The sequence below is a fragment of the Shinella oryzae genome (assembly GCF_023038235.1).
Taxonomy (GTDB): Bacteria; Pseudomonadota; Alphaproteobacteria; order Rhizobiales; family Rhizobiaceae; genus Shinella; species Shinella sumterensis.
Genome location: NZ_CP081987.1, coordinates 1,190,455 through 1,213,532 on the forward strand (window position 1 = coordinate 1,190,455; position 23,078 = coordinate 1,213,532).

At 60.8% G+C, this 23,078-nt stretch carries 31 protein-coding genes; 30 read left to right on the plus strand and 1 reads right to left on the minus strand.

Annotation, left to right across the window (positions count from 1 at the left end; genetic code table 11):
• The first annotated feature begins 42 nt into the window (after positions 1–42).
• On the plus strand, positions 43–4,254 hold the full coding sequence (gene rpoC / locus K6301_RS05905; protein WP_134652685.1) for a DNA-directed RNA polymerase subunit beta': 4,212 nt from the start codon (positions 43–45) through the stop codon (positions 4,252–4,254).
• 137 nt (positions 4,255–4,391) lie between these two features.
• On the opposite strand, the gene K6301_RS05910 is transcribed toward rpoC, so the two are convergent.
• The gene (locus K6301_RS05910) at positions 4,392–4,688 is read right to left on the minus strand and encodes a transcriptional regulator (protein WP_134652687.1); all 297 of its coding nucleotides are present in this window, start codon (positions 4,686–4,688) and stop codon (positions 4,392–4,394) included.
• 550 nt (positions 4,689–5,238) lie between these two features.
• Between K6301_RS05910 and rpsL the strand changes: the two genes are divergently transcribed.
• The 29 genes from rpsL (at position 5,239) to rpsK (ending at position 23,031) form a co-directional block, all read left to right on the plus strand.
• On the plus strand, positions 5,239–5,610 hold the full coding sequence (gene rpsL / locus K6301_RS05915) for a 30S ribosomal protein S12 (protein ID WP_003507760.1): 372 nt from the start codon (positions 5,239–5,241) through the stop codon (positions 5,608–5,610).
• Positions 5,611–5,665: 55 nt separating this feature from the next.
• Complete coding sequence (gene rpsG / locus K6301_RS05920) at positions 5,666–6,136, plus strand: 30S ribosomal protein S7 (RefSeq protein WP_134652689.1); 471 nt, start codon at positions 5,666–5,668, stop codon at positions 6,134–6,136.
• Between the two features lie 30 nt (positions 6,137–6,166).
• Positions 6,167–8,266, plus strand: coding sequence for an elongation factor G (fusA, locus tag K6301_RS05925; protein WP_134652691.1), 2,100 nt, complete (start codon positions 6,167–6,169; stop codon positions 8,264–8,266).
• A gap of 65 nt (positions 8,267–8,331) precedes the next feature.
• Positions 8,332–9,507 carry an elongation factor Tu gene (tuf, locus tag K6301_RS05930; protein WP_134711005.1) on the plus strand — a complete coding sequence of 392 codons (1,176 nt, stop codon included), beginning with the start codon at positions 8,332–8,334 and terminating at the stop codon, positions 9,505–9,507.
• Between the two features lie 188 nt (positions 9,508–9,695).
• Positions 9,696–10,004, plus strand: a complete 309-nt coding sequence (gene rpsJ / locus K6301_RS05935; protein ID WP_003507767.1) for a 30S ribosomal protein S10 — start codon at positions 9,696–9,698, stop codon at positions 10,002–10,004.
• Between the two features lie 158 nt (positions 10,005–10,162).
• Complete coding sequence (rplC, locus tag K6301_RS05940) at positions 10,163–10,846, plus strand: 50S ribosomal protein L3 (RefSeq protein ID WP_024270438.1); 684 nt, start codon at positions 10,163–10,165, stop codon at positions 10,844–10,846.
• A gap of 12 nt (positions 10,847–10,858) precedes the next feature.
• On the plus strand, positions 10,859–11,479 hold the full coding sequence (gene rplD, locus K6301_RS05945) for a 50S ribosomal protein L4 (protein ID WP_247219890.1): 621 nt from the start codon (positions 10,859–10,861) through the stop codon (positions 11,477–11,479).
• Positions 11,476–11,769, plus strand: a complete 294-nt coding sequence (locus K6301_RS05950; RefSeq protein WP_117372286.1) for a 50S ribosomal protein L23 — start codon at positions 11,476–11,478, stop codon at positions 11,767–11,769. Before rplD ends, K6301_RS05950 begins: the two co-directional genes overlap by 4 nt.
• Before the next feature lie 31 nt (positions 11,770–11,800).
• Entirely contained in the window at positions 11,801–12,637 is an 837-nt protein-coding gene (gene rplB / locus K6301_RS05955) for a 50S ribosomal protein L2 (protein WP_134649048.1), read from the plus strand.
• 16 nt (positions 12,638–12,653) lie between these two features.
• A complete protein-coding gene (gene rpsS, locus K6301_RS05960; RefSeq protein ID WP_023517272.1) occupies positions 12,654–12,932 on the plus strand; it encodes a 30S ribosomal protein S19 in 279 nt (92 codons plus the stop codon).
• A 2-nt stretch (positions 12,933–12,934) separates the two neighbouring features.
• Positions 12,935–13,324, plus strand: a complete 390-nt coding sequence (gene rplV, locus K6301_RS05965) for a 50S ribosomal protein L22 (RefSeq protein ID WP_134649049.1) — start codon at positions 12,935–12,937, stop codon at positions 13,322–13,324.
• A complete protein-coding gene (gene rpsC / locus K6301_RS05970; protein ID WP_064329856.1) occupies positions 13,324–14,055 on the plus strand; it encodes a 30S ribosomal protein S3 in 732 nt (243 codons plus the stop codon). Before rplV ends, rpsC begins: the two co-directional genes overlap by 1 nt.
• Positions 14,056–14,093: 38 nt before the next feature.
• Entirely contained in the window at positions 14,094–14,507 is a 414-nt protein-coding gene (gene rplP / locus K6301_RS05975; RefSeq protein ID WP_024270440.1) for a 50S ribosomal protein L16, read from the plus strand.
• Between the two features lie 12 nt (positions 14,508–14,519).
• Positions 14,520–14,720: a 50S ribosomal protein L29 gene (rpmC, locus tag K6301_RS05980; protein ID WP_024270441.1), complete on the plus strand. Its 201-nt coding sequence runs from the start codon at positions 14,520–14,522 to the stop codon at positions 14,718–14,720.
• 12 nt (positions 14,721–14,732) lie between these two features.
• On the plus strand, positions 14,733–14,969 hold the full coding sequence (gene rpsQ / locus K6301_RS05985) for a 30S ribosomal protein S17 (RefSeq protein ID WP_117372292.1): 237 nt from the start codon (positions 14,733–14,735) through the stop codon (positions 14,967–14,969).
• A gap of 248 nt (positions 14,970–15,217) precedes the next feature.
• Positions 15,218–15,586, plus strand: coding sequence for a 50S ribosomal protein L14 (gene rplN / locus K6301_RS05990; protein WP_117372293.1), 369 nt, complete (start codon positions 15,218–15,220; stop codon positions 15,584–15,586).
• Positions 15,587–15,598: 12 nt separating this feature from the next.
• A complete protein-coding gene (rplX, locus tag K6301_RS05995; RefSeq protein WP_117372294.1) occupies positions 15,599–15,910 on the plus strand; it encodes a 50S ribosomal protein L24 in 312 nt (103 codons plus the stop codon).
• Complete coding sequence (gene rplE / locus K6301_RS06000; RefSeq protein ID WP_134649050.1) at positions 15,903–16,460, plus strand: 50S ribosomal protein L5; 558 nt, start codon at positions 15,903–15,905, stop codon at positions 16,458–16,460. The genes rplX and rplE overlap by 8 nt, the downstream gene beginning before the upstream one ends.
• Before the next feature lie 33 nt (positions 16,461–16,493).
• Positions 16,494–16,799: a 30S ribosomal protein S14 gene (gene rpsN, locus K6301_RS06005; RefSeq protein WP_134649051.1), complete on the plus strand. Its 306-nt coding sequence runs from the start codon at positions 16,494–16,496 to the stop codon at positions 16,797–16,799.
• 12 nt (positions 16,800–16,811) lie between these two features.
• Positions 16,812–17,210: a 30S ribosomal protein S8 gene (gene rpsH / locus K6301_RS06010; RefSeq protein WP_134649052.1), complete on the plus strand. Its 399-nt coding sequence runs from the start codon at positions 16,812–16,814 to the stop codon at positions 17,208–17,210.
• Between the two features lie 42 nt (positions 17,211–17,252).
• Positions 17,253–17,786 (plus strand): 50S ribosomal protein L6, encoded by a 534-nt coding sequence (rplF, locus tag K6301_RS06015; protein WP_247219892.1) that lies wholly within the window; start codon positions 17,253–17,255, stop codon positions 17,784–17,786.
• A gap of 12 nt (positions 17,787–17,798) precedes the next feature.
• Positions 17,799–18,161, plus strand: coding sequence for a 50S ribosomal protein L18 (gene rplR / locus K6301_RS06020; protein WP_247219894.1), 363 nt, complete (start codon positions 17,799–17,801; stop codon positions 18,159–18,161).
• Between the two features lie 127 nt (positions 18,162–18,288).
• Positions 18,289–18,855 carry a 30S ribosomal protein S5 gene (gene rpsE / locus K6301_RS06025; RefSeq protein WP_247219895.1) on the plus strand — a complete coding sequence of 189 codons (567 nt, stop codon included), beginning with the start codon at positions 18,289–18,291 and terminating at the stop codon, positions 18,853–18,855.
• Between the two features lie 13 nt (positions 18,856–18,868).
• Complete coding sequence (rpmD, locus tag K6301_RS06030; RefSeq protein ID WP_247219897.1) at positions 18,869–19,072, plus strand: 50S ribosomal protein L30; 204 nt, start codon at positions 18,869–18,871, stop codon at positions 19,070–19,072.
• 13 nt (positions 19,073–19,085) lie between these two features.
• Positions 19,086–19,565 carry a 50S ribosomal protein L15 gene (gene rplO / locus K6301_RS06035; protein WP_134649056.1) on the plus strand — a complete coding sequence of 160 codons (480 nt, stop codon included), beginning with the start codon at positions 19,086–19,088 and terminating at the stop codon, positions 19,563–19,565.
• Positions 19,566–19,882: 317 nt separating this feature from the next.
• Complete coding sequence (secY, locus tag K6301_RS06040) at positions 19,883–21,223, plus strand: preprotein translocase subunit SecY (protein WP_134649057.1); 1,341 nt, start codon at positions 19,883–19,885, stop codon at positions 21,221–21,223.
• Positions 21,220–21,804, plus strand: a complete 585-nt coding sequence (locus K6301_RS06045; protein WP_247219899.1) for an adenylate kinase — start codon at positions 21,220–21,222, stop codon at positions 21,802–21,804. Before secY ends, K6301_RS06045 begins: the two co-directional genes overlap by 4 nt.
• A gap of 228 nt (positions 21,805–22,032) precedes the next feature.
• Positions 22,033–22,401, plus strand: a complete 369-nt coding sequence (gene rpsM / locus K6301_RS06050) for a 30S ribosomal protein S13 (RefSeq protein ID WP_134649059.1) — start codon at positions 22,033–22,035, stop codon at positions 22,399–22,401.
• A 240-nt stretch (positions 22,402–22,641) separates the two neighbouring features.
• On the plus strand, positions 22,642–23,031 hold the full coding sequence (gene rpsK, locus K6301_RS06055) for a 30S ribosomal protein S11 (protein ID WP_023513823.1): 390 nt from the start codon (positions 22,642–22,644) through the stop codon (positions 23,029–23,031).
• Positions 23,032–23,078: the final 47 nt, after the last annotated feature.

Here is a 23,078-nt window from a genome sequence, read left to right on the forward strand (position 1 = left end):
GCTTGCTAAGCAGAGGGCCCAAGGCCCACTAAGGAGATAGGCATGAACCAAGAGGTCATGAACCTTTTCAACCCGCAGGTGCCTGCGCAGACGTTCGATTCCATCCGGATTTCGATCGCGTCTCCGGAAAAGATCCTGTCCTGGTCTTACGGTGAGATCAAGAAGCCGGAAACCATCAACTACCGCACGTTCAAGCCGGAACGCGATGGTCTGTTCTGCGCGCGCATCTTTGGCCCGATCAAGGACTACGAGTGCCTGTGCGGCAAGTACAAGCGCATGAAGTACAAGGGCATCATCTGCGAAAAGTGCGGCGTGGAAGTCACGCTGTCGCGCGTTCGCCGTGAGCGCATGGGCCATATCGAGCTCGCTGCGCCCGTTGCCCACATCTGGTTCCTGAAGTCGCTGCCGTCGCGCATCGCGACGCTCCTCGACATGACGCTGAAGGATGTCGAGCGCGTTCTCTATTTCGAGAACTACATCGTGACCGAGCCGGGCCTGACCGCGCTCAAGGAAAACCAGCTTCTTTCCGAAGAAGAGTACATGATCGCCGTCGATGAATATGGTGAAGACCAGTTCACGGCGATGATCGGCGCCGAGGCCATCTACGAGATGCTCGCCTCGATGAACCTCGAGAAGATTGCAGGCGACCTGCGCTCGGATCTGGCGGACACCACGTCGGAGCTGAAGCAGAAGAAGCTGATGAAGCGCCTGAAGATCGTCGAGAACTTCATGGAGTCCGGCAACCGTCCGGAATGGATGATCATGAAGGTTGTTCCGGTGATCCCGCCGGACCTGCGTCCGCTCGTCCCGCTGGACGGCGGTCGTTTCGCGACGTCGGACCTCAACGATCTCTATCGCCGCGTCATCAACCGTAACAACCGTTTGAAGCGCCTCATCGAGCTGCGCGCACCGGGCATCATCATCCGTAACGAGAAGCGCATGCTTCAGGAATCGGTTGACGCCCTGTTCGACAACGGCCGCCGTGGCCGCGTCATCACCGGCGCCAACAAGCGTCCGCTAAAGTCGCTGTCCGACATGCTCAAGGGCAAGCAGGGCCGCTTCCGTCAGAACCTGCTCGGCAAGCGCGTCGACTATTCCGGCCGTTCGGTCATCGTGACCGGTCCGGAACTCAAGCTGCACCAGTGCGGCCTGCCGAAGAAGATGGCGCTCGAACTGTTCAAGCCGTTCATCTACGCCCGTCTCGACGCGAAGGGTTTCTCCTCGACCGTCAAGCAGGCCAAGAAGCTGGTCGAGAAGGAAAAGCCGGAAGTCTGGGATATCCTCGACGAGGTCATCCGCGAGCATCCGGTTCTCCTGAACCGCGCACCGACGCTGCACCGCCTGGGCATCCAGGCCTTCGAACCGATCCTGGTTGAAGGCAAGGCGATCCAGTTGCACCCGCTCGTCTGCACGGCCTTCAATGCCGACTTCGACGGTGACCAGATGGCTGTTCACGTTCCGCTCTCGCTGGAAGCCCAGCTGGAAGCGCGCGTGCTCATGATGTCGACCAACAACATCCTGCATCCGGCGAACGGCGCACCGATCATCGTTCCCTCGCAGGACATGGTTCTCGGCCTCTACTATCTGGCGATCATGAACCAGAACGAGCCGGGCGAAGGCATGGCCTTCTCCGACATGGGCGAACTGCACCATGCGCTGGAGAACAAGGTCGTCACGCTGCACGCCAAGATCAAAGGACGCTTCAAGTCGGTCGATGCCGACGGCAAGCCGTACACCAAGATCTATGAAACGACGCCCGGCCGCATGATCATCGGCGAACTGCTGCCGAAGAACGGCAACATTCCGTTCGACATCTGCAACCAGGAAATGACCAAGAAGAACATCTCCAAGATGATCGACACGGTCTACCGTCACTGCGGCCAGAAGGACACGGTCATCTTCTGCGACCGCATCATGCAGCTCGGCTTTGCCCATGCCTGCCGCGCCGGCATTTCGTTCGGTAAGGACGACATGATCATCCCGGAAACCAAGGCGAAGATCGTCGGTGACACCGAAACCTTGGTCAAGGAATACGAGCAGCAGTACAATGACGGCCTGATCACCCAGGGCGAGAAGTACAATAAGGTCGTTGATGCCTGGGGCAAGGCGACCGAAAAGGTTGCCGAAGACATGATGGCCCGCATTAAGGCCGTCGAGTTCGACCCGGAAACCGGTCGTCAGAAGCCGATGAACGCCATCTACATGATGTCCCACTCGGGCGCCCGCGGTTCTCCGAACCAGATGCGCCAGCTGGGCGGCATGCGTGGCCTCATGGCCAAACCGTCGGGCGAGATCATCGAAACGCCGATCATCTCGAACTTTAAGGAAGGCCTGACCGTGAACGAGTACTTCAACTCGACGCACGGCGCCCGCAAGGGTCTTGCAGACACCGCCTTGAAGACCGCGAACTCCGGTTACCTGACCCGTCGTCTCGTCGACGTCGCGCAGGATTGCATCGTCACGCACGTGGATTGCGGCACCGACAAGGGCCTCACCATGACCGCGATCGTCGATGCCGGCCAGGTCGTGGCTTCGATCGGCACCCGCGTTCTGGGCCGTACCGCACTCGACGACATCGATCATCCGGTCACGGGTGAGCGCATCGTCGATGCCGGCAGGATGATCCTCGAGGCCGATGTCGTCGAGATCGAGAAGGCTGGTATCCAGTCGATCCGCATCCGTTCGGCACTGACCTGCGAAATCCAGACCGGCGTCTGCGGCGTCTGCTACGGTCGCGACCTCGCACGCGGCACGCCCGTCAACATGGGCGAAGCCGTTGGCGTCATCGCGGCACAGTCGATCGGCGAGCCGGGCACCCAGCTCACCATGCGTACCTTCCACCTGGGCGGCACGGCGACCGTGGTCGACCAGTCGTTCCTGGAAGCATCGTATGAAGGCACGGTGCAGATGAAGAACCGCAACATGCTGCGCAACTCCGAAGGCGCACTCGTCGCGATGGGCCGCAACATGGCGATCACCATCCTGGACGAGCGTGGCGTGGAGCGTTCCTCGCAGCGCGTCGCCTACGGTTCGAAGATCTTCGTCGACGATGGCGACAAGGTGAAGCGCGGCCAGCGTCTCGCCGAGTGGGACCCCTACACCCGTCCGATGATGACGGAAGTCGAGGGTACCGTTCACTTTGAAGACGTGGTCGACGGCATCTCGGTTCTGGAAACGACGGACGAGTCCACCGGCATCACCAAGCGTTCGGTCATCGACTGGCGTTCGACGCCGCGCGGTTCGGACCTGAAGCCGGCCATCGTCATCAAGGACAAGAATGGCGCGGTTGCCAAGCTGTCCCGCGGTGGCGAAGCCCGCTTCATGCTCTCGGTCGACGCGATCCTCTCGGTCGAGCCGGGCCAGAAGGTCTCCCAGGGTGACGTTCTTGCCCGTTCGCCGCTGGAAAGCGCCAAGACCAAGGACATCACCGGTGGTCTCCCGCGCGTCGCCGAACTGTTCGAAGCCCGTCGTCCGAAGGACCACGCCATCATCGCGGAGATCGATGGTACGGTTCGTCTCGGCCGCGACTACAAGAACAAGCGTCGCGTGATGATCGAGCCGGCGGAAGACGGTGTCGAACCGGTCGAGTACCTGATTCCGAAGGGCAAGCCCTTCCACCTTCAGGACGGCGACTTCATCGAAAAGGGTGACTACATCCTCGACGGCAACCCGGCGCCGCACGACATCCTGGCGATCAAGGGCGTGGAAGCACTCGCTTCCTACCTCGTGAACGAAATCCAGGAAGTCTACCGACTGCAGGGCGTCGTGATCAACGACAAGCACATCGAGGTGATCGTTCGCCAGATGCTGCAGAAGGTCGAGATCACGGATGCTGGCGACTCGACCTACATCGTCGGCGACAATGTCGACCGTATCGAGCTCGAAGACGTCAACGACGCGCTGATCGAGGAAGGCAAGAAGCCGGCATACGGCGAACCTGTCCTTCTCGGCATCACCAAGGCGTCGCTGCAGACCCCGTCGTTCATCTCGGCCGCTTCGTTCCAGGAGACCACCAAGGTTCTCACGGAAGCTGCGATCGCCGGCAAGACCGACGGCCTGCAGGGCCTCAAGGAGAACGTCATCGTCGGCCGCCTCATCCCGGCCGGTACGGGTGGCACCATGACCCAGATCCGCCGTATCGCGACGGCTCGCGACGAGATGATCCTCGACGAGCGCCGCAAGTCGACGGGCGCCGGCGTCGCCACCCCGATGCTCACGGAGCTCGCCGGTGGTGAAGGTGCCGCAGCCGAGTAAGGCTGGGTCCTATGACTATGAAGACGCCGGGCCTCGTGCCCGGCGTTTTTGTTTCTGCCGGGCACAAGCGGTTCGAAGAAACAGAAAAGCCGCCCGGGTGGCCGGGCGGCTTATGAACGGTAAAGTGCGGCAGGCGCTCAGGCGAAGCGGATGATCGCCACTTCGCCTTCCAGCGCGCCCTTGTAGGCGGAGGCGTGCGGCTCTTCTTCCGGTTCGCCGGTCAGGGTGCCGATCTGGTCGAGGTCCGCCTCGATGAAGCCTTCCTCGGAAAGCGCGTTGAGGGCCTCCCGCACGGCGCTGTCGTCGTCGGGCGCGCGCAGCATGACGTGGATGTCGAGGCCATCGTCGCCCTCCCGCTCATAGGCCTTGCCGATGATGATGAAGACCATCGGTTCGTCGAGCGTATTGTTGTCGTTGTCGGCGCTGGACGCCATGGCGGGCTCCTTTCGGGATTAAGTGCTGGACTTTCTATAAAGGGTAGGGCGGCCGGGCCCAATGGCAAAATGCAATCATCGGCCAGCCGGTCGAGAGAATCAGTGGATGCAGGCGGCGAGTGCTGACTCTTCCCGGTTGATTCCGCTTTCATGCTTTCTTAATATTCATTCGTGATGGATTGATGGCTGGCCCGCTGCCTGTACAGGGCAGGGGGCAAGGCCGAAAGCCCTGCATTTCAGGCATATCTGCCGTCGCGGCCCGGGATTCTTTCGCCGCGCCCCTTGACCTTTTGCCCTTAAGTCAGTATTCCGCACGCCATCAGAGCCTATGTGAGGCTGGCTGGTTCGGAACGACTCGTTCTGGAGTTCGCCTCAAACAGGGCTCGACGCACGTTGAGAACATGAATGCTGCACGCATGACGCGGTTATAACGCGTCCTCTGCCTATTGGGGTCATCCACTCATGTGGATCGGCCTTTTATTGCGCATGAACACGCGTGTGGCCATGTATCCGCCCGCAAGGGTAAATGAGACGAACAAGGGATGGGTCTATGCCTACCGTAAACCAGCTGATCCGCAAGCCGCGCCAGGCGCAGGTAAAGCGCAACAAGGTTCCTGCCCTGCAGGAAAACCCCCAGAAGCGTGGTGTTTGCACCCGCGTTTATACCACGACCCCGAAGAAGCCGAACTCGGCTCTGCGTAAGGTCGCCAAGATCCGCCTGACCAATGGCTTCGAAGTCATCGGCTACATCCCGGGCGAAGGCCACAACCTGCAGGAACACTCTGTCGTCATGATCCGTGGCGGCCGCGTAAAGGACCTTCCGGGTGTGCGCTACCACATCATCCGCGGCGTTCTCGACACCCAGGGCGTCAAGAACCGCAAGCAGCGCCGCTCCAAGTACGGCGCGAAGCGTCCGAAATAATACAGTAACCGGCGCCATTTCGCTGGTCGGAACCTTTTGAAGAAAGACGAAAAGTATGTCCCGTCGCCATAGAGCAGAAAAGCGCGAGATCAATCCGGACCCGAAGTTCGGCGATCTCGTTGTCACCAAGTTCATGAATGCCATCATGCTGGACGGCAAGAAGTCCGTCGCCGAAACGATCGTTTACGGCGCCTTCGACGTCGTTCAGGGCAAGGCCAAGGCCGACCCGCTGGGCGTGTTCCATTCGGCTCTCGACAACGTTGCGCCGCACGTTGAAGTGCGTTCGCGCCGCGTCGGTGGTGCGACCTACCAGGTTCCGGTCGATGTTCGTCCGGAGCGTCGTCAGGCTCTGGCCATCCGCTGGCTGATCGCTGCTGCCCGCAAGCGTAACGAAACGACCATGGTCGAGCGCCTCTCCGGCGAACTCATGGACGCTTCGAACAACCGCGGCAGCGCCGTCAAGAAGCGCGAAGACACGCACAAGATGGCTGACGCCAACCGTGCCTTCTCGCACTACCGCTGGTAACCGAAACTAGACGTCTCGAAAGGAGCTCCAATGGCTCGCGAATATAAAATCGAAGACTACCGAAATTTCGGTATCATGGCGCATATCGACGCCGGCAAGACGACGACGACCGAACGCATCCTCTACTACACCGGCAAGTCCCATAAGATCGGCGAAGTCCATGACGGCGCCGCCACCATGGACTGGATGGAGCAGGAGCAGGAACGCGGCATCACCATCACGTCCGCTGCCACCACGACCTTCTGGAAGGGCCGTGACGGCAAGACCCGCCGCTTCAACATCATCGACACCCCCGGCCACGTTGACTTCACCATCGAAGTCGAACGCTCGCTGCGCGTTCTCGACGGTGCGATTGCCCTTCTCGATGCCAATGCCGGCGTTGAGCCGCAGACGGAAACCGTCTGGCGTCAGGCCGAGAAGTACAACGTTCCGCGCATGATCTTCTGCAACAAGATGGACAAGACCGGCGCGGACTTCTACCGCTCGGTTTCCATGATCAAGTCGCGTCTCGGTGCGACCGCCGTCGTCATGCAGCTTCCGATCGGCGCTGAAAGCGAATTCAAGGGTGTTATCGATCTGATCGAGATGAACGCTCTCGTCTGGCGCGATGAATCGCTCGGCGCCCAGTGGGACGTCGTCGAAATTCCTGAAGACATGAAGGAAAAGGCCGAGGAGTACCGCGAGAAGCTCATCGAGACCGTCGTCGAAATCGACGAAGCCGCGATGGAAGCCTACCTCGAAGGCACCTACCCGGACAACGACAAGATCCGCGAACTCGTTCGCCGCGGCACCATCGACGTGAAGTTCCACCCGATGTTCTGCGGTACGGCTTTCAAGAACAAGGGCGTTCAGCCGCTTCTCGACGCCGTTGTCGATTACCTGCCGTCGCCGGTCGACATCCCGGCCATCAAGGGCATCGACGTCAAGACCGAAGCCGAAATCGAGCGTCATGCCGATGACAGCGAGCCGCTTTCCATGCTCGCCTTCAAGATCATGAACGACCCCTTCGTCGGTTCGCTGACCTTCGCCCGCATCTATTCCGGCAAGCTCGAAAAGGGCACGTCGGTCATGAACACGGTCAAGGACAAGCGCGAGCGCGTCGGTCGTATGCTTCAGATGCACTCCAACTCCCGTGAAGACATCGAAGAAGCCTATGCAGGCGACATCGTTGCTCTCGCCGGCCTTAAGGATACGACGACGGGCGATACGCTTTGCGATCCCCTGAAGCCCGTTATCCTCGAGCGCATGGAGTTCCCGGAGCCGGTTATCCAGATCGCCATCGAGCCGAAGACGAAGAACGACCAGGAAAAGATGGGCCTCGCGCTCAACCGCCTGGCCGCAGAAGACCCGTCCTTCCGCGTCAAGACCGACGAAGAGTCCGGCCAGACGATCATCGCCGGCATGGGTGAACTTCACCTCGACATCATCGTCGACCGCATGCGTCGCGAGTTCAAGGTCGAAGCCAACGTCGGTGCTCCGCAGGTTGCTTACCGTGAGACGATCACGCGCAAGACCGAGAAGGACTACACGCACAAGAAGCAGACCGGTGGTACCGGCCAGTTCGCCCGCGTGAAGCTCGTCTTCGAACCGAACCCGGAAGGCGAAGATTTCCTCTTCGAATCCAAGATCGTCGGCGGTGCTGTTCCGAAGGAATACATCCCGGGCGTTCAGAAGGGTATCGAAAGCGTTCTGTCCTCGGGTCCGCTCGCAGGCTTCCCGATGCTCGGCGTCAAGGCGACGCTCATCGACGGCGCCTTCCACGACGTCGACTCCTCGGTCCTCGCCTTCGAAATCGCATCGCGTGCCTGCTTCCGTGAAGCATCCCGTGAAGCTGGCGCCCAGCTGCTCGAGCCGATGATGAAGGTCGAAGTGGTAACGCCGGAAGACTATGTCGGCGACGTTATCGGCGACCTGAACTCCCGTCGTGGCCAGATCCAGGGCCAGGAGAGCCGCGGCGTTGCCGTCGTGATCTCCGCCAACGTACCGCTGGCCAACATGTTCAAGTACGTGGACAACCTGCGCTCCATGTCGCAGGGCCGCGCCCAGTACTCGATGGTCTTCGACCACTATGCGCCGGTTCCCTCGAACGTCGCACAGGAAATCCAGGCAAAGTACTCCGGTCAGAAGTGACCGGGGTACGCCCCACCCAATTTGTATGAATTTCCCGTCCAGGGATCACGAACGGAGAGCCGGAAATGGCAAAGAGCAAGTTTGAGCGCAACAAGCCTCACGTAAACATCGGCACGATCGGGCACGTTGACCACGGCAAGACGTCGACGACGGCAGCGATCACGAAGTACTTCGGCGAGTTCAAGGCGTACGACCAGATCGACGCTGCTCCGGAAGAAAAGGCGCGCGGCATTACCATCTCGACGGCGCACGTCGAATACGAGACGGCGAACCGTCACTACGCGCACGTCGACTGCCCCGGCCACGCCGACTACGTCAAGAACATGATCACCGGTGCTGCCCAGATGGACGGCGCGATCCTGGTTGTTTCGGCCGCCGACGGCCCGATGCCGCAGACGCGCGAGCACATCCTGCTGGCCCGCCAGGTCGGCGTTCCCGCGATCGTCGTGTTCCTCAACAAGGTCGACCAGGTCGACGACGCCGAGCTTCTCGAGCTCGTCGAGCTGGAAGTTCGCGAACTTCTGTCGTCCTACGAATTCCCGGGCGACGACATTCCGATCGTCAAGGGTTCGGCTCTGGCGGCTCTGGAAGATTCGAACAAGGAAATCGGCGAAGACGCGATCCGCGCCCTGATGGCCGCTGTCGACGACTACATCCCGACGCCCGAGCGTCCGATCGACCAGCCCTTCCTGATGCCGATCGAAGACGTGTTCTCGATCTCGGGCCGTGGTACGGTCGTGACCGGCCGCGTCGAGCGTGGCATCGTCAAGGTCGGTGAGGAAATCGAAATCGTCGGCATCCGTCCGACGACGAAGACGACCTGCACGGGCGTTGAAATGTTCCGCAAGCTGCTCGACCAGGGCCAGGCCGGCGACAACATCGGTGCGCTGCTGCGCGGTGTGAACCGTGACGGCGTTGAGCGTGGCCAGATCCTGTGCAAGCCGGGTTCGGTCAAGCCGCACAAGAAGTTCAAGGCCGAAGCCTACATCCTGACGAAGGAAGAAGGCGGCCGTCATACGCCGTTCTTCACGAACTACCGTCCGCAGTTCTACTTCCGCACGACGGACGTGACGGGCATCGTGTCGCTGCCGGAAGGCACGGAAATGGTCATGCCGGGCGACAACGTCACCGTTGACGTCGAGCTGATCGTTCCGATCGCGATGGAAGAAAAGCTGCGCTTCGCCATCCGCGAAGGCGGCCGTACCGTCGGCGCCGGCATCGTCGCTTCGATCGTCGAGTAAGACTGAAGGCCCCAAGGCCGCTGAAATAGGAAGGGCAGGAGACATCCTGCCCCTCCGGTCTTTGAAAATTTAGCGGACTGGCCTTTCGGCAATTGTGTTTTCGTGCGTGTTCCTTTATGGAACCGCCAGAATCAAAAACGCGGATTCTCCAAGAGAATCGCGCGAATAACGAACTAAGGAAAAGTCGTATGAACGGCCAGAACATCCGCATCCGCCTCAAGGCGTTTGACCACCGGATCCTTGATGCCTCCACGCGCGAGATCGTGTCGACGGCAAAGCGCACCGGCGCAAGCGTCCGCGGCCCCGTTCCGCTCCCGACCCGTATTGAAAAGTTCACTGTCAACCGCTCGCCCCATGTGGACAAGAAGAGCCGTGAACAGTTCGAGATGCGCACCCACAAGCGCCTGCTCGACATCGTAGATCCGACGCCGCAGACGGTCGATGCTCTCATGAAGCTCGACCTTGCGGCCGGTGTGGACGTAGAGATCAAGCTCTAAGTCCTGGCGCAAGCCGAATAACAAGGAAGGTACGTGGCGAAAGCCGACGTCTTCTAAAAACGGGAAACCCGACGGCCTTGAGGCCCGAGTGGAATCCTTAAACCAAGAGGCATGACGGGACGTCACGATCCCGCCAGGACTTCTAAGAGGATTGAACCATGCGTTCAGGTGTGATTGCACAGAAAGTAGGGATGACTCGCGTCTATAACGACGCAGGTGAGCACATCCCCGTAACAGTATTGCGACTGGATAACGTCCAGGTCGTTGCTCAGCGTACGCAGGACAAGAACGGCTACACGGCCGTTCAGCTCGGCGCCGGCTCTTCCAAGGTGAAGAACACGGCAAAGGCGCTGCGCGGTCAGTTCGCCGCTGCAAGCGTCGAGCCGAAGGCCAAGCTGGTCGAGTTCCGCGTGTCGGAAGACAACCTCATCGAAATCGGCGCGGAACTGACCGCCAGCCATTTCGTCGCCGGCCAGCTGGTCGACGTTACCGGCACAACGATCGGTAAGGGCTTTGCCGGCGCCATGAAGCGCCACAACTTCGGCGGTCTTCGTGCAACGCACGGCGTTTCCGTTTCGCACCGTTCGCACGGTTCGACCGGTAACAACCAGGACCCGGGCAAGGTCTGGAAGGGCAAGCGCATGGCTGGTCACATGGGCCAGACGCGCGTCACCACCCAGAACCTCGAAGTCGTCTCCACCGACGAAGAGCGCGGTCTCATCCTCGTCAAGGGCGCGGTCCCCGGCTCCAAGGGTGCCTGGATCGTTGTTCGCGACGCCGTCAAGTCCGGCACCCCGTCCGACGCTCCGCGTCCGGCCGCCGTGCGCGCCGCAGCTAAGTAAGGGAGCCTGATCATGGATCTCAAAGTCACGACCCTCGCAGGGAAGGACGCCGGCAAGGTTTCCGTTTCCGACGCGATCTTCGGCCTCGAGCCGCGCGAAGACATCATCGCGCGCGTCGTTCGCTGGCAGCTCGCGAAGAAGCAGCAGGGCACGCACCAGTCGCTGACCCGCGGCGAAGTTTCGCGCACCGGCGCCAAGATGTACAAGCAGAAGGGTACGGGCCGCGCTCGTCACCATTCGGCGCGCGCTCCGCAGTTCCGCGGCGGTGCCAAGGCTCACGGCCCGGTATCCCGCAGCCACGCTCACGACCTGCCCAAGCAGGTTCGCGCGCTCGGCCTGCGTCACGCTCTCTCGGCCAAGATCAAGGCTGACGACGTCATCATCATCGACGACCTCGTCGCCGCAGAAGCAAAGACGAAGGCTCTGGCCGCAACGTTCGCTTCGCTCGGCCTCACCAATGTCCTCTTCATCGGCGGCGCTGAACTTGACGGCAACTTCAAGCTCGCAGCACGCAACATCCCGAACGTGGATGTACTGCCGATCCAGGGCATCAACGTTTACGATATCCTGCGCCGCGGCAAGCTCGTGCTCTCCAAGGCTGCTGTAGAAGCCCTCGAGGAGCGGTTCAAATGACGGATCTTCGCCACTACGATGTGATCGTATCTCCTTCGATCACCGAAAAGTCGACGCTGGTATCCGAGAACAACCAGATCGTCTTCAACGTCGCCAAGCGCGCTTCCAAGCCTGAAATCAAGGCTGCCGTGGAAGCTCTCTTCGGCGTCAAGGTCACGGCTGTGAACACGCTCGTCCGCAAGGGCAAGGTAAAGCGTTTCCGCGGCTTCGCCGGCCGGCAGGGAGATGTCAAGAAGGCGATCGTCACGCTTGCTGACGGTCAGTCCATCGACGTCTCCACCGGGCTCTAATCGAGCAGTCGGCTAAAAAGGAAACAAGAAAATGGCATTGAAAAGCTACAACCCGACCACTCCGAGCCAGCGCCAGCTGGTCATCGTCGACCGGTCGGGCCTTTACAAGGGCAAGCCCGTAAAGGCTCTGACCGAGGGTCTCTCCAAGAGCGGTGGCCGTAACAACGCAGGTCGCATCACCGCCCGCTTCATCGGCGGCGGTCACAAGCGTACCTACCGCCTCGTCGACTTCAAGCGTCGCAAGTTCGACGTCGAAGGCACGGTCGAGCGTCTGGAATACGACCCGAACCGTACGGCGTTCATCGCTCTGGTGAACTATGCCGACGGCGAGCAGGCCTATATCCTGGCGCCGCAGCGCCTGGCAGTCGGCGACAAGGTCATCGCGTCCGAGAAGGCCGTTGACGTCAAGCCCGGCAACACCATGCCGCTGCAGTACATGCCGGTCGGTTCGATCGTCCACAACGTCGAGATGAAGCCCGGCAAGGGCGGTCAGATCGCGCGTTCGGCCGGTACGTTCGTCCAGCTGGTCGGCCGCGACCAGGGCATGGCGATCCTTCGCCTGAACTCCGGCGAACAGCGCCTGGTTCACTCGTCCTGCCTCGCAACGATCGGTGCGGTGTCCAACCCGGAACACGGCAACATCAACGACGGCAAGGCCGGCCGCACGCGCTGGCGTGGCAAGACCCCGCACAACCGCGGTGTCGTCATGAACCCCGTCGACCACCCGCATGGTGGTGGTGAAGGCCGCACCTCCGGTGGTCGTCACCCGGTTTCCCCGTGGGGCAAGCCCACCAAGGGCAAGCGGACCCGCTCGAACAAGTCGACCGACAAGTTCATCATGCGCTCGCGCCACTTGAAGAAGAAGTAAGAGAGGTTAGTCAGAAATGGCTCGTTCAGTATGGAAAGGCCCGTTTGTTGACGGCTATCTTCTCAAGAAGGCTGAGAAGGTTCGTGAAGGCGGTCGCAGCGAAGTTATCAAGATCTGGAGCCGTCGCTCCACGATTCTGCCGCAGTTCGTTGGATTGACCTTCGGTGTCTACAACGGCTCCAAGCACATCCCGGTGGCCGTCAATGAAGACATGGTCGGCCACAAGTTTGGTGAATTCGCTCCGACGCGGACCTATTACGGTCACGGCGCGGACAAGAAGGCGAAGAGGAAGTAACGATGGGTAAGGCTAAAGCCGAACGTCGGCTGAAGGATAATGAGGCGCAGGCCGTTGCGCGCACGATCCGCGTCAGCCCCCAGAAGCTCAACCTGCTTGCTGCGCTCATCCGCGGCAAGAAGGTCGATCGCGCCCTTGCAGAACTTGAATTCTCGCGCAAGCGTAGCGCCGAGACCGTCAAGAAGACGCTCGAATCCGCGATTGCAAACGCAGAAAACAACCACGATCTCGACGTCGACAGCCTTGTCGTCGCCGAAGCCTATGTCGGCAAGTCGATCGTCATGAAGCGTTTCCACGCTCGTGGCCGCGGCCGCGCATCGCGGATCGAGAAGCCGTTCTCGCATCTGACGATCGTCGTCCGTGAAGTCGAAGCCAAAGGGGAGGCCGCATAATGGGCCAGAAGATTAATCCGATCGGCTTCCGCCTCGGCATCAACCGTACCTGGGACAGCCGCTGGTTCGCCGACAACGCCGAATACGGCCAGCTGCTTCACGAAGACCTGAAGATCCGCAAGTTCGTTCAGGATGAACTGAAGCAGGCCGGTATCGCCAAGGTCGTCATCGAGCGTCCGCACAAGAAGTGCCGCGTCACGATCCACTCGGCTCGCCCGGGTCTGATCATCGGCAAGAAGGGTGCAGACATCGAAAAGCTCCGCAAGAAGCTTTCCGAGATGACGAACTCCGAAACGCACCTCAACATCGTTGAAGTGCGCAAGCCGGAAGTCGACGCAACCCTCGTTGCACAGTCGATCGCCCAGCAGCTCGAACGCCGCGTGGCTTTCCGCCGTGCGATGAAGCGCGCTGTTCAGTCGGCCATGCGTCTTGGCGCCGAAGGCATCAAGATCACCTGCGCCGGTCGTCTCGGCGGTGCGGAAATCGCGCGTACCGAATGGTACCGCGAAGGCCGCGTTCCGCTCCACACGCTGCGTGCGGACATCGACTACGGTACGGCTGAAGCCGAAACCGCATTCGGTATCTGCGGCATCAAGGTCTGGATCTTCAAGGGCGAAATCCTTGAGCACGATCCGATGGCCTCTGAGCGTCGCGCGAGCGAAAGTGACAGCCAGGGTCCCGCAAGCCGCGAACGCGGTGATCGCGGCGACCGTCGTCGTGAAAACGCGTAACAGTCGCGTTTGGCAGCCAATATCGGAGAAGTAAAAAAATGTTGCAGCCAAAGCGTACCAAGTACCGCAAGCAGTTCAAGGGCCGCATCAAGGGCGTCGCCAAAGGCGGCTCCGAGCTCGCCTTCGGCGAGTTCGGCCTGAAGGCTCAGGAACCGAACCGCGTGAACGCTCGCGAGATCGAAGCGGCCCGCCGTGCGATCACCCGTTACATGAAGCGTGCCGGCCGTGTGTGGATCCGCGTGTTCCCCGACGTTCCCGTCACCGCCAAGCCCACGGAAGTCCGTATGGGTAAGGGTAAGGGTTCGGTCGAATACTGGGCAGCCAAGGTCAAGCCCGGTCGTATGATGTTCGAGATCGACGGTGTCTCCGAGGAGATCGCCCGCGAGGCGCTTCGTCTCGGCTCGGCCAAGCTCTCGGTCAAGACGCGCTTCGTACAGCGCATTGCAGAGTAAGGAGCGAGCGCCATGAAAGCCGCAGACGTCAAGGCGCTCAGCGCCGATCAGCTCAACGAAGAGCTTGCCAAGCTGAAGAAGGAGCAGTTCAACCTGCGCTTCCAGAAGGCCACCGGCCAGCTTGAGAAGACCTCGCGCATCAACGAAGTCCGCAAGGACATCGCACGCGTCAAGACCATTGCCCGCCAGAAGGCGGCAGAAGCCAAGGCCTAAGGACCAAAAAATATGCCGAAACGCATTCTGCAGGGCACTGTTGTCAGCGACAAGAACGACAAGACCGTTGTCGTGCGCGTCGAACGCCGTTTTGCCCATCCCCTGCTTCAGAAGACCGTTCGCCGGTCGAAGAAGTACAAGGCGCATGACGAAACCAACCAGTACAAGGTCGGCGACGTCGTTTCCATCCAGGAATGCGCCCCGATTTCGAAGGACAAGCGCTGGACCGTCGTCGCGGCCCAGGCTTAAAAACAGCTGATTTCGCGCCGGCCCTTGCGTCTGGCGCGAAAACCTGTATGAAGCAGCGCAAGGACGCTCGGAATCACGAGCGTCTTTTGCTTTGAGCGCACGGAAGGTCCGTCGGTTCGCCGAAGGGAAACCACCCTGGCAACACATCTTCCCGCGCGAAGACATGAATTTCCATATGCTGGAACAGGGGGCCTTTCCTTGATCGGGATTGGCCCAACCGGTCTGGTAAAACAAGAAGGCGACCTGACATGATTCAGATGCAGACTAACCTCGACGTCGCGGATAATTCCGGCGCACGTCGTGTCATGTGCATCAAGGTGCTGGGCGGCTCCAAGCGCAAGTACGCTTCCGTTGGCGACGTTATCGTCGTCTCGATCAAGGAAGCTATTCCGCGCGGCCGCGTGAAGAAGGGTGATGTGATGAAGGCGGTCGTTGTTCGCACCGCCAAGGACATCCGCCGCCCCGATGGCAGCGTCATTCGTTTCGACAGCAACGCCGCTGTCCTGATCGACAACAAGAAAGAGCCTATCGGCACCCGTATCTTCGGACCGGTTCCGCGCGAGCTTCGCGCCAAGAACCACATGAAGATCATCTCGCTGGCTCCCGAAGTACTCTAAGGAGCGATGGCTATGCAAAAGATTCGCAAGGGCGACAAGGTCGTCGTACTCACCGGCAAGGACAAGGGCCGTACCGGTGAAGTTGTGCAGGTGCTGCCGAAGGAAGACCGCGCGGTCGTCAAGGGTATCAACCTGGTGAAGCGTCACCAGCGCCAGACCCAGACCCAGGAAGCCGGCATCATCACCAAGGAAGCTTCGATCCATCTGTCGAACATCGCCATCGCCGACCCCAAGGACGGCAAGCCGACCCGCGTTGGCTTCAAGGTCGAAGGCGACAAGAAGGTTCGTGTTGCAAAGCGTTCGGGAGTGTCGATCGATGGCTGACACCAAGTATGAGCCGCGGCTCAAGAAGGAATATGTCGAGCGTATCCGCAAGGCGCTTATGGAGCAGTTCTCCTACGCCAACGAGATGCAGATCCCGCGCCTCGACAAGATCGTGATCAACATGGGCGTTGGCGAAGCCACGGGCGACTCGAAGAAGCCTTCGGTTGCCGCCGCTGACCTCGCAGCGATCGCCGGCCAGAAGCCGGTCATCACGCGCGCCCGCAACTCCATCGCCGGCTTCAAGCTGCGCGAAGGCATGCCGATCGGTGCGAAGGTTACCCTTCGCGGCGCCCGCATGTACGAATTTCTGGATCGCCTCGTGAACATCGCGCTGCCCCGCGTACGCGACTTCCGTGGTCTGAACCCGAAGTCCTTCGATGGTCGTGGCAACTTCGCCATGGGTATCAAGGAGCACATTGTGTTCCCTGAGATCAACTACGACAAGGTTGATCAGATGTGGGGCATGGACATCATCGTTTGCACGACGGCCCCGACGGACGACGAAGCGCGCGCTCTTCTGAAAGAGTTCAGCTTCCCGTTCCGCGCCTGACCGTAACGACAAGCGTAAAGAAGGATTACTGTTATGGCTAAAACCAGCGCAGTCGAGAAGAACAAGCGCCGCCGTAAACTGGTTGCAAACCAGGCTGCAAAGCGCGCCGCCCTCAAGGCGATCATCCAGAACCAGGCTCTTCCGATCGAAGAGCGCTTCAAGGCTACCCTGAAGCTTGCCGAACTGCCGCGCAATGGCTCCAAGACCCGCATCCGCAACCGTTGCGAAGTCACCGGCCGCCCGCGTGCATTCTATCGTAAGCTCAAGATGTCGCGTATCGCGCTTCGCGAGCTGGGCAATCTCGGCAAGGTGCCGGGCATCGTCAAGTCGAGCTGGTAAGGAGACGGGTACATGGCAATGACTGATCCCCTGGGCGATATGCTCACCCGTATCCGCAACGGTGCTGCTCGCCGCAAGTCCAGCGTTTCCACGCCGGCTTCCAAGCTGCGCGCACGCGTTCTGGACGTCCTTCAGGCTGAAGGCTACATCCGCGGATACTCCGAAGTCGAATTCGGCAACGGCAAGTCCGAGCTGAGCATCGAACTCAAGTACTACGAAGGCGCGTCCGTGATCCGCAAGATCGACCGCGTCTCCAAGCCGGGCCGCCGGGTCTATGTCTCGGTCAAGTCCATTCCGCAGGTCGCGAACGGCCTCGGCATCACCATCCTTTCGACCCCGAAGGGCGTGATGGCCGATCACCAGGCACGCGAACAGAACGTTGGTGGCGAGGTTCTTTGCTCGATCTTCTAAGATCGGGCATGGATCTCCATAACGAACAGACAGGATAAAACAATGTCTCGTATCGGTAAGAAGCCCGTTCCGGTTCCCGCTGGTGTTACCGCGACCGTCGATGGTCAGAAGGTCACCGCGAAGGGCCCGAAGGGCGAACTGTTCTTCGTCGCAAACGACGAAGTTTCGGTGAAGCTCGAAGACAACGCCGTTGTCGTCCAGCCGACCAGCCAGTCGAAGGACGCTCGTTCCAAGTGGGGCATGTCCCGCACGATGGTCGAGAACATTTTCAAGGGCGTCAAGGACGGCTACGAGCGCAAGCTCGAAATCAACGGCGTCGGTTACCGCGCGTCGCTGCAGGGCAAGAACCTGCAGCTGGCACTCGGCTTCAGCCATGACGTCGTCTACCAGACGCCGGAAGGCATCACGATCGCTGTTCCGAAGCCGACCGAAATCATCGTGTCCGGCATCAACAAGCAGCAGGTCGGCCAGGTCGCTGCGGAAATCCGCGAGTACCGTGGCCCCGAGCCCTACAAGGGCAAGGGCGTCAAGTACGCGGAAGAGCGCATCGTCCGCAAGGAAGGCAAGAAGAAGTAAGGATCACGCGAAATGGCTAGCACCAAAGAAGCTCTCGTGCGCCGCGCCAACCGCGTGCGCCGTTCCCTCAAGGCGGTGGCCAATGGCCGTCCGCGCCTATCGGTTCATCGCTCGTCGAAGAACATCTACGTACAGGTTATCGACGACGTGGCCGGCAAGACGCTTGCGTCTGCCTCCACGCTCGACACCGATCTGCGTTCGTCGCTGAAGACGGGCGCTGACACGGCAGCTGCCGCTGCCGTCGGCAAGCTCATTGCCGAGCGCGCTGTCAAGGCCGGCGTCAAGGACGTCGTCTTCGATCGCGGCGCCTTCCTCTATCACGGCCGCGTCAAGGCTCTCGCCGAAGCCGCTCGTGAAGGTGGTCTGAACTTCTGATCATTCGGCCGGGCGCCTCGGCGCCCCGCCGGTCTCAGCAGGGTATCCGTCGCTTCCATTTGCTTTAGAATGGGGCGACTTTCGTCAATCTGCCGATTGCACCCGGAAAAGAAAAAGGAAAAGGACAATGGCACAGGAAAAGCGCGGTCGCGAAGACCGCCAGAACCGCGAAGAGCGCGACAGCGAGTTTGTCGACAAGCTCGTCGCGATCAACCGCGTCGCGAAGGTCGTCAAGGGCGGCCGTCGTTTCGGTTTTGCGGCTCTCGTCGTCGTCGGCGACCAGAAGGGCCGCGTCGGCTTCGGCCACGGCAAGGCGCGTGAAGTTCCGGAAGCAATCCGGAAGGCCACGGAAGCCGCCAAGCGTGACCTGATCTTCGTTCCGCTGCGCTCGGGCCGCACGCTGCACCACGACGTGCACGGCCGCCACGGCGCCGGCAAGGTTCTGCTTCGTTCGGCCAAGGCCGGTACCGGTATCATCGCCGGTGGTCCGATGCGCGCCGTCTTCGAAACGCTCGGCGTTCATGACGTCGTCGCCAAGTCGACCGGTTCGTCGAACCCCTACAACATGATCCGTGCGACGTTCGACGCTCTCAAGAGCCAGATGCACCCGAAGGACATCGCAGCACAGCGCGGCCTCAAGTACGCCACGCTGCAGGCTCGCCGCCAGTCCGCCGGCGTCGCTGCCGAAGAATAAGGAGCCCTGATCCATGGCTAAGAAAGAAACCGCCAAGAAGACGGTGACTGTCGAGCAGATCGGCAGCCCCATCCGCCGTCCGGCCATTCAGCGCGCGACGCTGGTCGGCCTGGGCCTGAACAAGATGCACCGGGTCCGTACGCTGGAAGACACGCCGTCTGTCCGCGGCATGATCCGCGCCGTCCAGCACCTCGTCCGCGTCGTCGACGAGAAGTGAGGGAGACAAGATCATGAAACTGAATGAAATCAAGGACAACGAAGGCTCTTCGAAGAACCGCAAGCGGCTCGGCCGCGGTATCGGTTCCGGCAAGGGCAAGACCGGTGGTCGCGGTGTCAAGGGTCAGAAGGCACGTTCGGGCGTTGCGATCAACGGCTTCGAAGGCGGTCAGATGCCCATCTATCGTCGCCTGCCGAAGCGCGGCTTCACGAACATCTTCTCGTCCGACTTCAACGTCGTTTCGCTGGAGCGCGTTCAGAAGGCCATCGACGCCGGCAAGCTCGACGGCAAGGCAACGGTCGATGCTGCTGCCCTCAAGGCCGCCGGCATCATCCGCCGCATCAAGGACGGCGTTCGCATCCTCGCCGACGGCGAACTGAAGGCCAAGGTCGCTTTCGAAGTGGCTGGTGCTTCCAAGCCGGCGATCGAGAAGATCGAAAAGGCCGGCGGCTCGATCAAGCTGCTGGTGGCAGCAGCCGAAGCTGCCGAATAATTCCACGAAATAATCGCCCGGTGTGCTTCACACCGGGCGATTTTGCTCCCATATGTGAGCCTCACAACGGCAGACGGATTCTCAAATCCGCATCGTTATCCGGAATTAAAACCAGGGTGAGGCCGGGATTGCTTGACAATTCGCGTTTCAACCGGTTTAGGCTCCCATCCGCCCGATTTGCCGCAACGGCAGAAGGGCACGACCAATTTCAGCATAGGCGCATTGCCCGGGCAGGGCAGGGTGCGAATGCCAACGGATAAGCCATTCCGGACCTGGCCGGGCGTCGCCGCCGCCGGATTGGCTACGCGGAGAAATGCATGGCTTCGGCAGCGGAACAACTTGCCTCTAATCTGAACTTCTCGACTTTCGCCAAGGCGGAAGACCTGAAGAAGCGTCTCTGGTTCACGCTGGGCGCGCTGCTCGTCTATCGTCTCGGCACCTATATTCCGTTGCCGGGCCTCAATCCCGATGCCTTCGCGCAGGCCTTCCGCGGCCAGTCGGGCGGTATTCTCGGCCTCTTCAACATGTTCTCCGGCGGCGCCGTCGAGCGCATGGCGATTTTCGCGCTCGGCATCATGCCGTATATTTCCGCGTCGATCATCGTGCAGCTCATGACATCGGTCGTTCCTTCGCTCGAACAGCTGAAGAAGGAAGGCGAGCAGGGCCGCAAGATCATCAACCAGTACACCCGCTACGGTACGGTGCTGCTCGGCACGCTGCAGGCCTACGGCATCGCTGTCGGCCTTGAAAGCGGGGCAGGGCTCGTCAACGATCCGGGCTGGTTCTTCCGCATTTCCACCGTCATTTCGCTGCTCGGTGGCACCATGTTCCTGATGTGGCTGGGTGAGCAGATCACCTCGCGCGGCATCGGCAACGGCATTTCGCTGATCATCTTCGCCGGCATCGTGGCGGCACTTCCCGGCGCACTGGCCGGTACGCTCGAACTCAGCCGCACCGGCGCGCTGTCGATCGGTGTCGTCATCGCGGTCGTCGTCATGGCCGTTGGCGTCATCGCGCTCATCGTCTTCGTCGAACGCGCCCAGCGCCGTCTGCTGATCCAGTATCCGAAGCGACAGGTCGGCAACCGCATGTTCCAGGGCGACACGTCGCACCTGCCGCTGAAGCTGAACACCGCGGGCGTTATCCCGGCCATCTTCGCGTCCTCGCTGCTGCTCTTGCCGGCAACGCTCGCGGGCTTCTCCAACACGTCGGAGCTGCCGTCCTGGGCGACGTCGATCATCGCCGCGCTCGGCCATGGCCGTCCGCTCTACATGGCGCTCTATGCCGCCATGATCGCCTTCTTCGCCTTCTTCTACACGGCCATCGTCTTCAATCCGAAGGACACGGCCGATAACCTGAAGAAGCACGGCGGCTTCATCCCGGGCATTCGCCCCGGCGAGCGCACCGCCGAATATATCGATTACGTGCTGACCCGCATTACGGTGATCGGCGCTGCCTACCTGATGTTCGTCTGTATTCTTCCTGAAATTCTCATCGCTCAGACAGGTGTGCCCTTCTACCTTGGTGGTACATCGCTTTTGATTGTTGTCAGCGTGACCTTGGATACGGTAGCACAGATACAGGGTCATCTGATCGCCCAGCAGTATGAAGGGCTGATCAAGAAGTCGAAGCTGCGTGGAGGTAAGAGGGGACGATGAGACTGATTTTTCTGGGCCCGCCGGGTGCCGGCAAGGGAACGCAGGCCAAGCTGCTGACCGAGAAGTACGGCATCCCGCAGCTTTCCACGGGGGACATGCTCCGCGCGGCCGTTGCCGCCGGCACGGATGTCGGAAAGCGCGCCAAGGCCGTCATGGATGCCGGCCAGCTGGTTTCGGACGCGATCGTCAACGAGATCGTGTCCGAGCGGGTCGCCGAGCCGGATTGCGCCAAGGGGTTCATCCTCGATGGTTATCCGCGCACGGTTCCGCAGGCCGAAGCCCTTGACCGGATCCTGGCCGACAAGGGCATCGCGCTCGACGCGGTCATTGAGCTGAAGGTCGACGAGGATGCGCTGGTCAAGCGCATGGAGAACCGGGTCGCCGAAACGATCGCCGCCGGTGGCACCGTCCGCTCCGACGACAATGCCGAATCGTTCAAGCGCCGGCTGACCGAATACCGCGAGAAGACCGCGCCGCTGTCGAACTATTATGCTTCGACCGGCAAGCTTCAGACCGTCGACGGCATGGCCAATGTCGACAAGGTGACCGCCGAGATCGACGGAATCCTCGAGAGCGCCTGATATCAGGCAAAAAGGAACGGCTGGGGAGTTGACTTTTTCGGCCGATTCCCCTTAAGACAGCGCCAACTCGCGACATGCCATTGCGATCGGCGCGGATTTCCAGATGAGAAGTCCGGGTGCGGTCCTTTTGGTGCGTACCGAACATCGATTGAGCGTTGCGGCTTTCGAGGCCGTTTCAAATGAAGAAGACCACTTGCCGGATGGCAACTGGAAGCAAGGAGAACAGGCGTGGCACGTATCGCTGGCGTCAACATCCCGACTGCAAAGCGCGTAGTCATCGCGCTGACCTACATTCACGGGATCGGCCCGAAGTTTGCGAAGGAAATCATCGAGAAGGTCGGTATCCCGGCTGATCGTCGCGTTCACCAGCTGACGGACGCGGAAGTCCTTCAGATCCGTGAAGCGATCGACCGCGACTACCAGGTCGAAGGCGATCTGCGTCGCGAAACCTCGATGAACATCAAGCGTCTCATGGACCTCGGTTGCTACCGTGGCCTGCGCCACCGCCGCAGCCTCCCGGTTCGCGGTCAGCGCACGCACACCAATGCCCGCACCCGCAAGGGCCCGGCCAAGGCCATCGCAGGCAAGAAGAAGTAATTTCCCGGAAACGGGGAACGGGAGGCTGGCGCTTCGCGCCGGCCTCTTTTGAGTTTCGAGCAGGGGCTTGCTTCAGTCGGGGCCCTGGTCGGTGGAGCTGCTGGTATTACGGCAGTGACGATATCGCCGCACGCATCGCCTGAAGGCCGCGTGCAATTGTTATTCAGGGAAGGGGTGCTGCCCCGACCCGGTGGAGCCGCTGGCATTACGGCGGTGTCGAGATCAACGAAAGGACTATCCATGGCCAAGGAAGCCGCACGCGTCCGCCGTCGCGAACGCAAGAACATCACCTCGGGTGTTGCTCACGTCAATTCTTCGTTCAACAACACGATGATCACCATCACGGACGCACAGGGCAACGCCATTGCCTGGTCGTCGGCCGGCGCAAAGGGCTTCAAGGGCTCGCGCAAGTCCACCCCGTTCGCTGCCCAGATCGCTGCCGAAGACTGCGCCAAGAAGGCCCAGGAACACGGCATGAAGTCGCTGGAAGTCGAAGTCTGCGGTCCGGGTTCGGGTCGTGAATCGGCTCTGCGTGCCCTCCAGGCTGCCGGCTTCATGATCACGTCCATCCGCGACGTGACCCCGATCCCGCACAACGGTTGCCGCCCGCGCAAGAAGCGTCGCGTCTGATCATCGCATTCGAACTGCCGGAAAAGCCGGTCGGCTTTTCCGGAACT

What these genes read in the sequence shown, in the direction of transcription:
- rplC (WP_024270438.1), top strand. Translation starts at nt 10,163, where the DNA reads ATGCGTTCAGGTGTGATTGCACAGAAAGTAGGGATGACTCGCGTCTAT.
- rplP (WP_024270440.1), top strand. Translation starts at nt 14,094, where the DNA reads ATGTTGCAGCCAAAGCGTACCAAGTACCGCAAGCAGTTCAAGGGCCGC.
- rpsK (WP_023513823.1), top strand. Translation starts at nt 22,642, where the DNA reads ATGGCCAAGGAAGCCGCACGCGTCCGCCGTCGCGAACGCAAGAACATC.
- rplD (WP_247219890.1), top strand. Translation starts at nt 10,859, where the DNA reads ATGGATCTCAAAGTCACGACCCTCGCAGGGAAGGACGCCGGCAAGGTT.
- rplV (WP_134649049.1), top strand. Translation starts at nt 12,935, where the DNA reads ATGGGTAAGGCTAAAGCCGAACGTCGGCTGAAGGATAATGAGGCGCAG.
- K6301_RS06045 (WP_247219899.1), top strand. Translation starts at nt 21,220, where the DNA reads ATGAGACTGATTTTTCTGGGCCCGCCGGGTGCCGGCAAGGGAACGCAG.
- rpsQ (WP_117372292.1), top strand. Translation starts at nt 14,733, where the DNA reads ATGCCGAAACGCATTCTGCAGGGCACTGTTGTCAGCGACAAGAACGAC.
- tuf (WP_134711005.1), top strand. Translation starts at nt 8,332, where the DNA reads ATGGCAAAGAGCAAGTTTGAGCGCAACAAGCCTCACGTAAACATCGGC.
- rpsL (WP_003507760.1), top strand. Translation starts at nt 5,239, where the DNA reads ATGCCTACCGTAAACCAGCTGATCCGCAAGCCGCGCCAGGCGCAGGTA.
- K6301_RS05910 (WP_134652687.1), bottom strand. Translation starts at nt 4,688, where the DNA reads ATGGCGTCCAGCGCCGACAACGACAACAATACGCTCGACGAACCGATG.
- rpmD (WP_247219897.1), top strand. Translation starts at nt 18,869, where the DNA reads ATGGCTAAGAAAGAAACCGCCAAGAAGACGGTGACTGTCGAGCAGATC.
- rpmC (WP_024270441.1), top strand. Translation starts at nt 14,520, where the DNA reads ATGAAAGCCGCAGACGTCAAGGCGCTCAGCGCCGATCAGCTCAACGAA.
- rplF (WP_247219892.1), top strand. Translation starts at nt 17,253, where the DNA reads ATGTCTCGTATCGGTAAGAAGCCCGTTCCGGTTCCCGCTGGTGTTACC.
- rplR (WP_247219894.1), top strand. Translation starts at nt 17,799, where the DNA reads ATGGCTAGCACCAAAGAAGCTCTCGTGCGCCGCGCCAACCGCGTGCGC.
- K6301_RS05950 (WP_117372286.1), top strand. Translation starts at nt 11,476, where the DNA reads ATGACGGATCTTCGCCACTACGATGTGATCGTATCTCCTTCGATCACC.
- rpsE (WP_247219895.1), top strand. Translation starts at nt 18,289, where the DNA reads ATGGCACAGGAAAAGCGCGGTCGCGAAGACCGCCAGAACCGCGAAGAG.
- rplO (WP_134649056.1), top strand. Translation starts at nt 19,086, where the DNA reads ATGAAACTGAATGAAATCAAGGACAACGAAGGCTCTTCGAAGAACCGC.
- rpsN (WP_134649051.1), top strand. Translation starts at nt 16,494, where the DNA reads ATGGCTAAAACCAGCGCAGTCGAGAAGAACAAGCGCCGCCGTAAACTG.
- rpsC (WP_064329856.1), top strand. Translation starts at nt 13,324, where the DNA reads ATGGGCCAGAAGATTAATCCGATCGGCTTCCGCCTCGGCATCAACCGT.
- rpsS (WP_023517272.1), top strand. Translation starts at nt 12,654, where the DNA reads ATGGCTCGTTCAGTATGGAAAGGCCCGTTTGTTGACGGCTATCTTCTC.
- rpsH (WP_134649052.1), top strand. Translation starts at nt 16,812, where the DNA reads ATGGCAATGACTGATCCCCTGGGCGATATGCTCACCCGTATCCGCAAC.
- rplB (WP_134649048.1), top strand. Translation starts at nt 11,801, where the DNA reads ATGGCATTGAAAAGCTACAACCCGACCACTCCGAGCCAGCGCCAGCTG.
- rpsG (WP_134652689.1), top strand. Translation starts at nt 5,666, where the DNA reads ATGTCCCGTCGCCATAGAGCAGAAAAGCGCGAGATCAATCCGGACCCG.
- rplX (WP_117372294.1), top strand. Translation starts at nt 15,599, where the DNA reads ATGCAAAAGATTCGCAAGGGCGACAAGGTCGTCGTACTCACCGGCAAG.
- secY (WP_134649057.1), top strand. Translation starts at nt 19,883, where the DNA reads ATGGCTTCGGCAGCGGAACAACTTGCCTCTAATCTGAACTTCTCGACT.
- rpoC (WP_134652685.1), top strand. Translation starts at nt 43, where the DNA reads ATGAACCAAGAGGTCATGAACCTTTTCAACCCGCAGGTGCCTGCGCAG.
- rplE (WP_134649050.1), top strand. Translation starts at nt 15,903, where the DNA reads ATGGCTGACACCAAGTATGAGCCGCGGCTCAAGAAGGAATATGTCGAG.
- rpsJ (WP_003507767.1), top strand. Translation starts at nt 9,696, where the DNA reads ATGAACGGCCAGAACATCCGCATCCGCCTCAAGGCGTTTGACCACCGG.
- rplN (WP_117372293.1), top strand. Translation starts at nt 15,218, where the DNA reads ATGATTCAGATGCAGACTAACCTCGACGTCGCGGATAATTCCGGCGCA.
- fusA (WP_134652691.1), top strand. Translation starts at nt 6,167, where the DNA reads ATGGCTCGCGAATATAAAATCGAAGACTACCGAAATTTCGGTATCATG.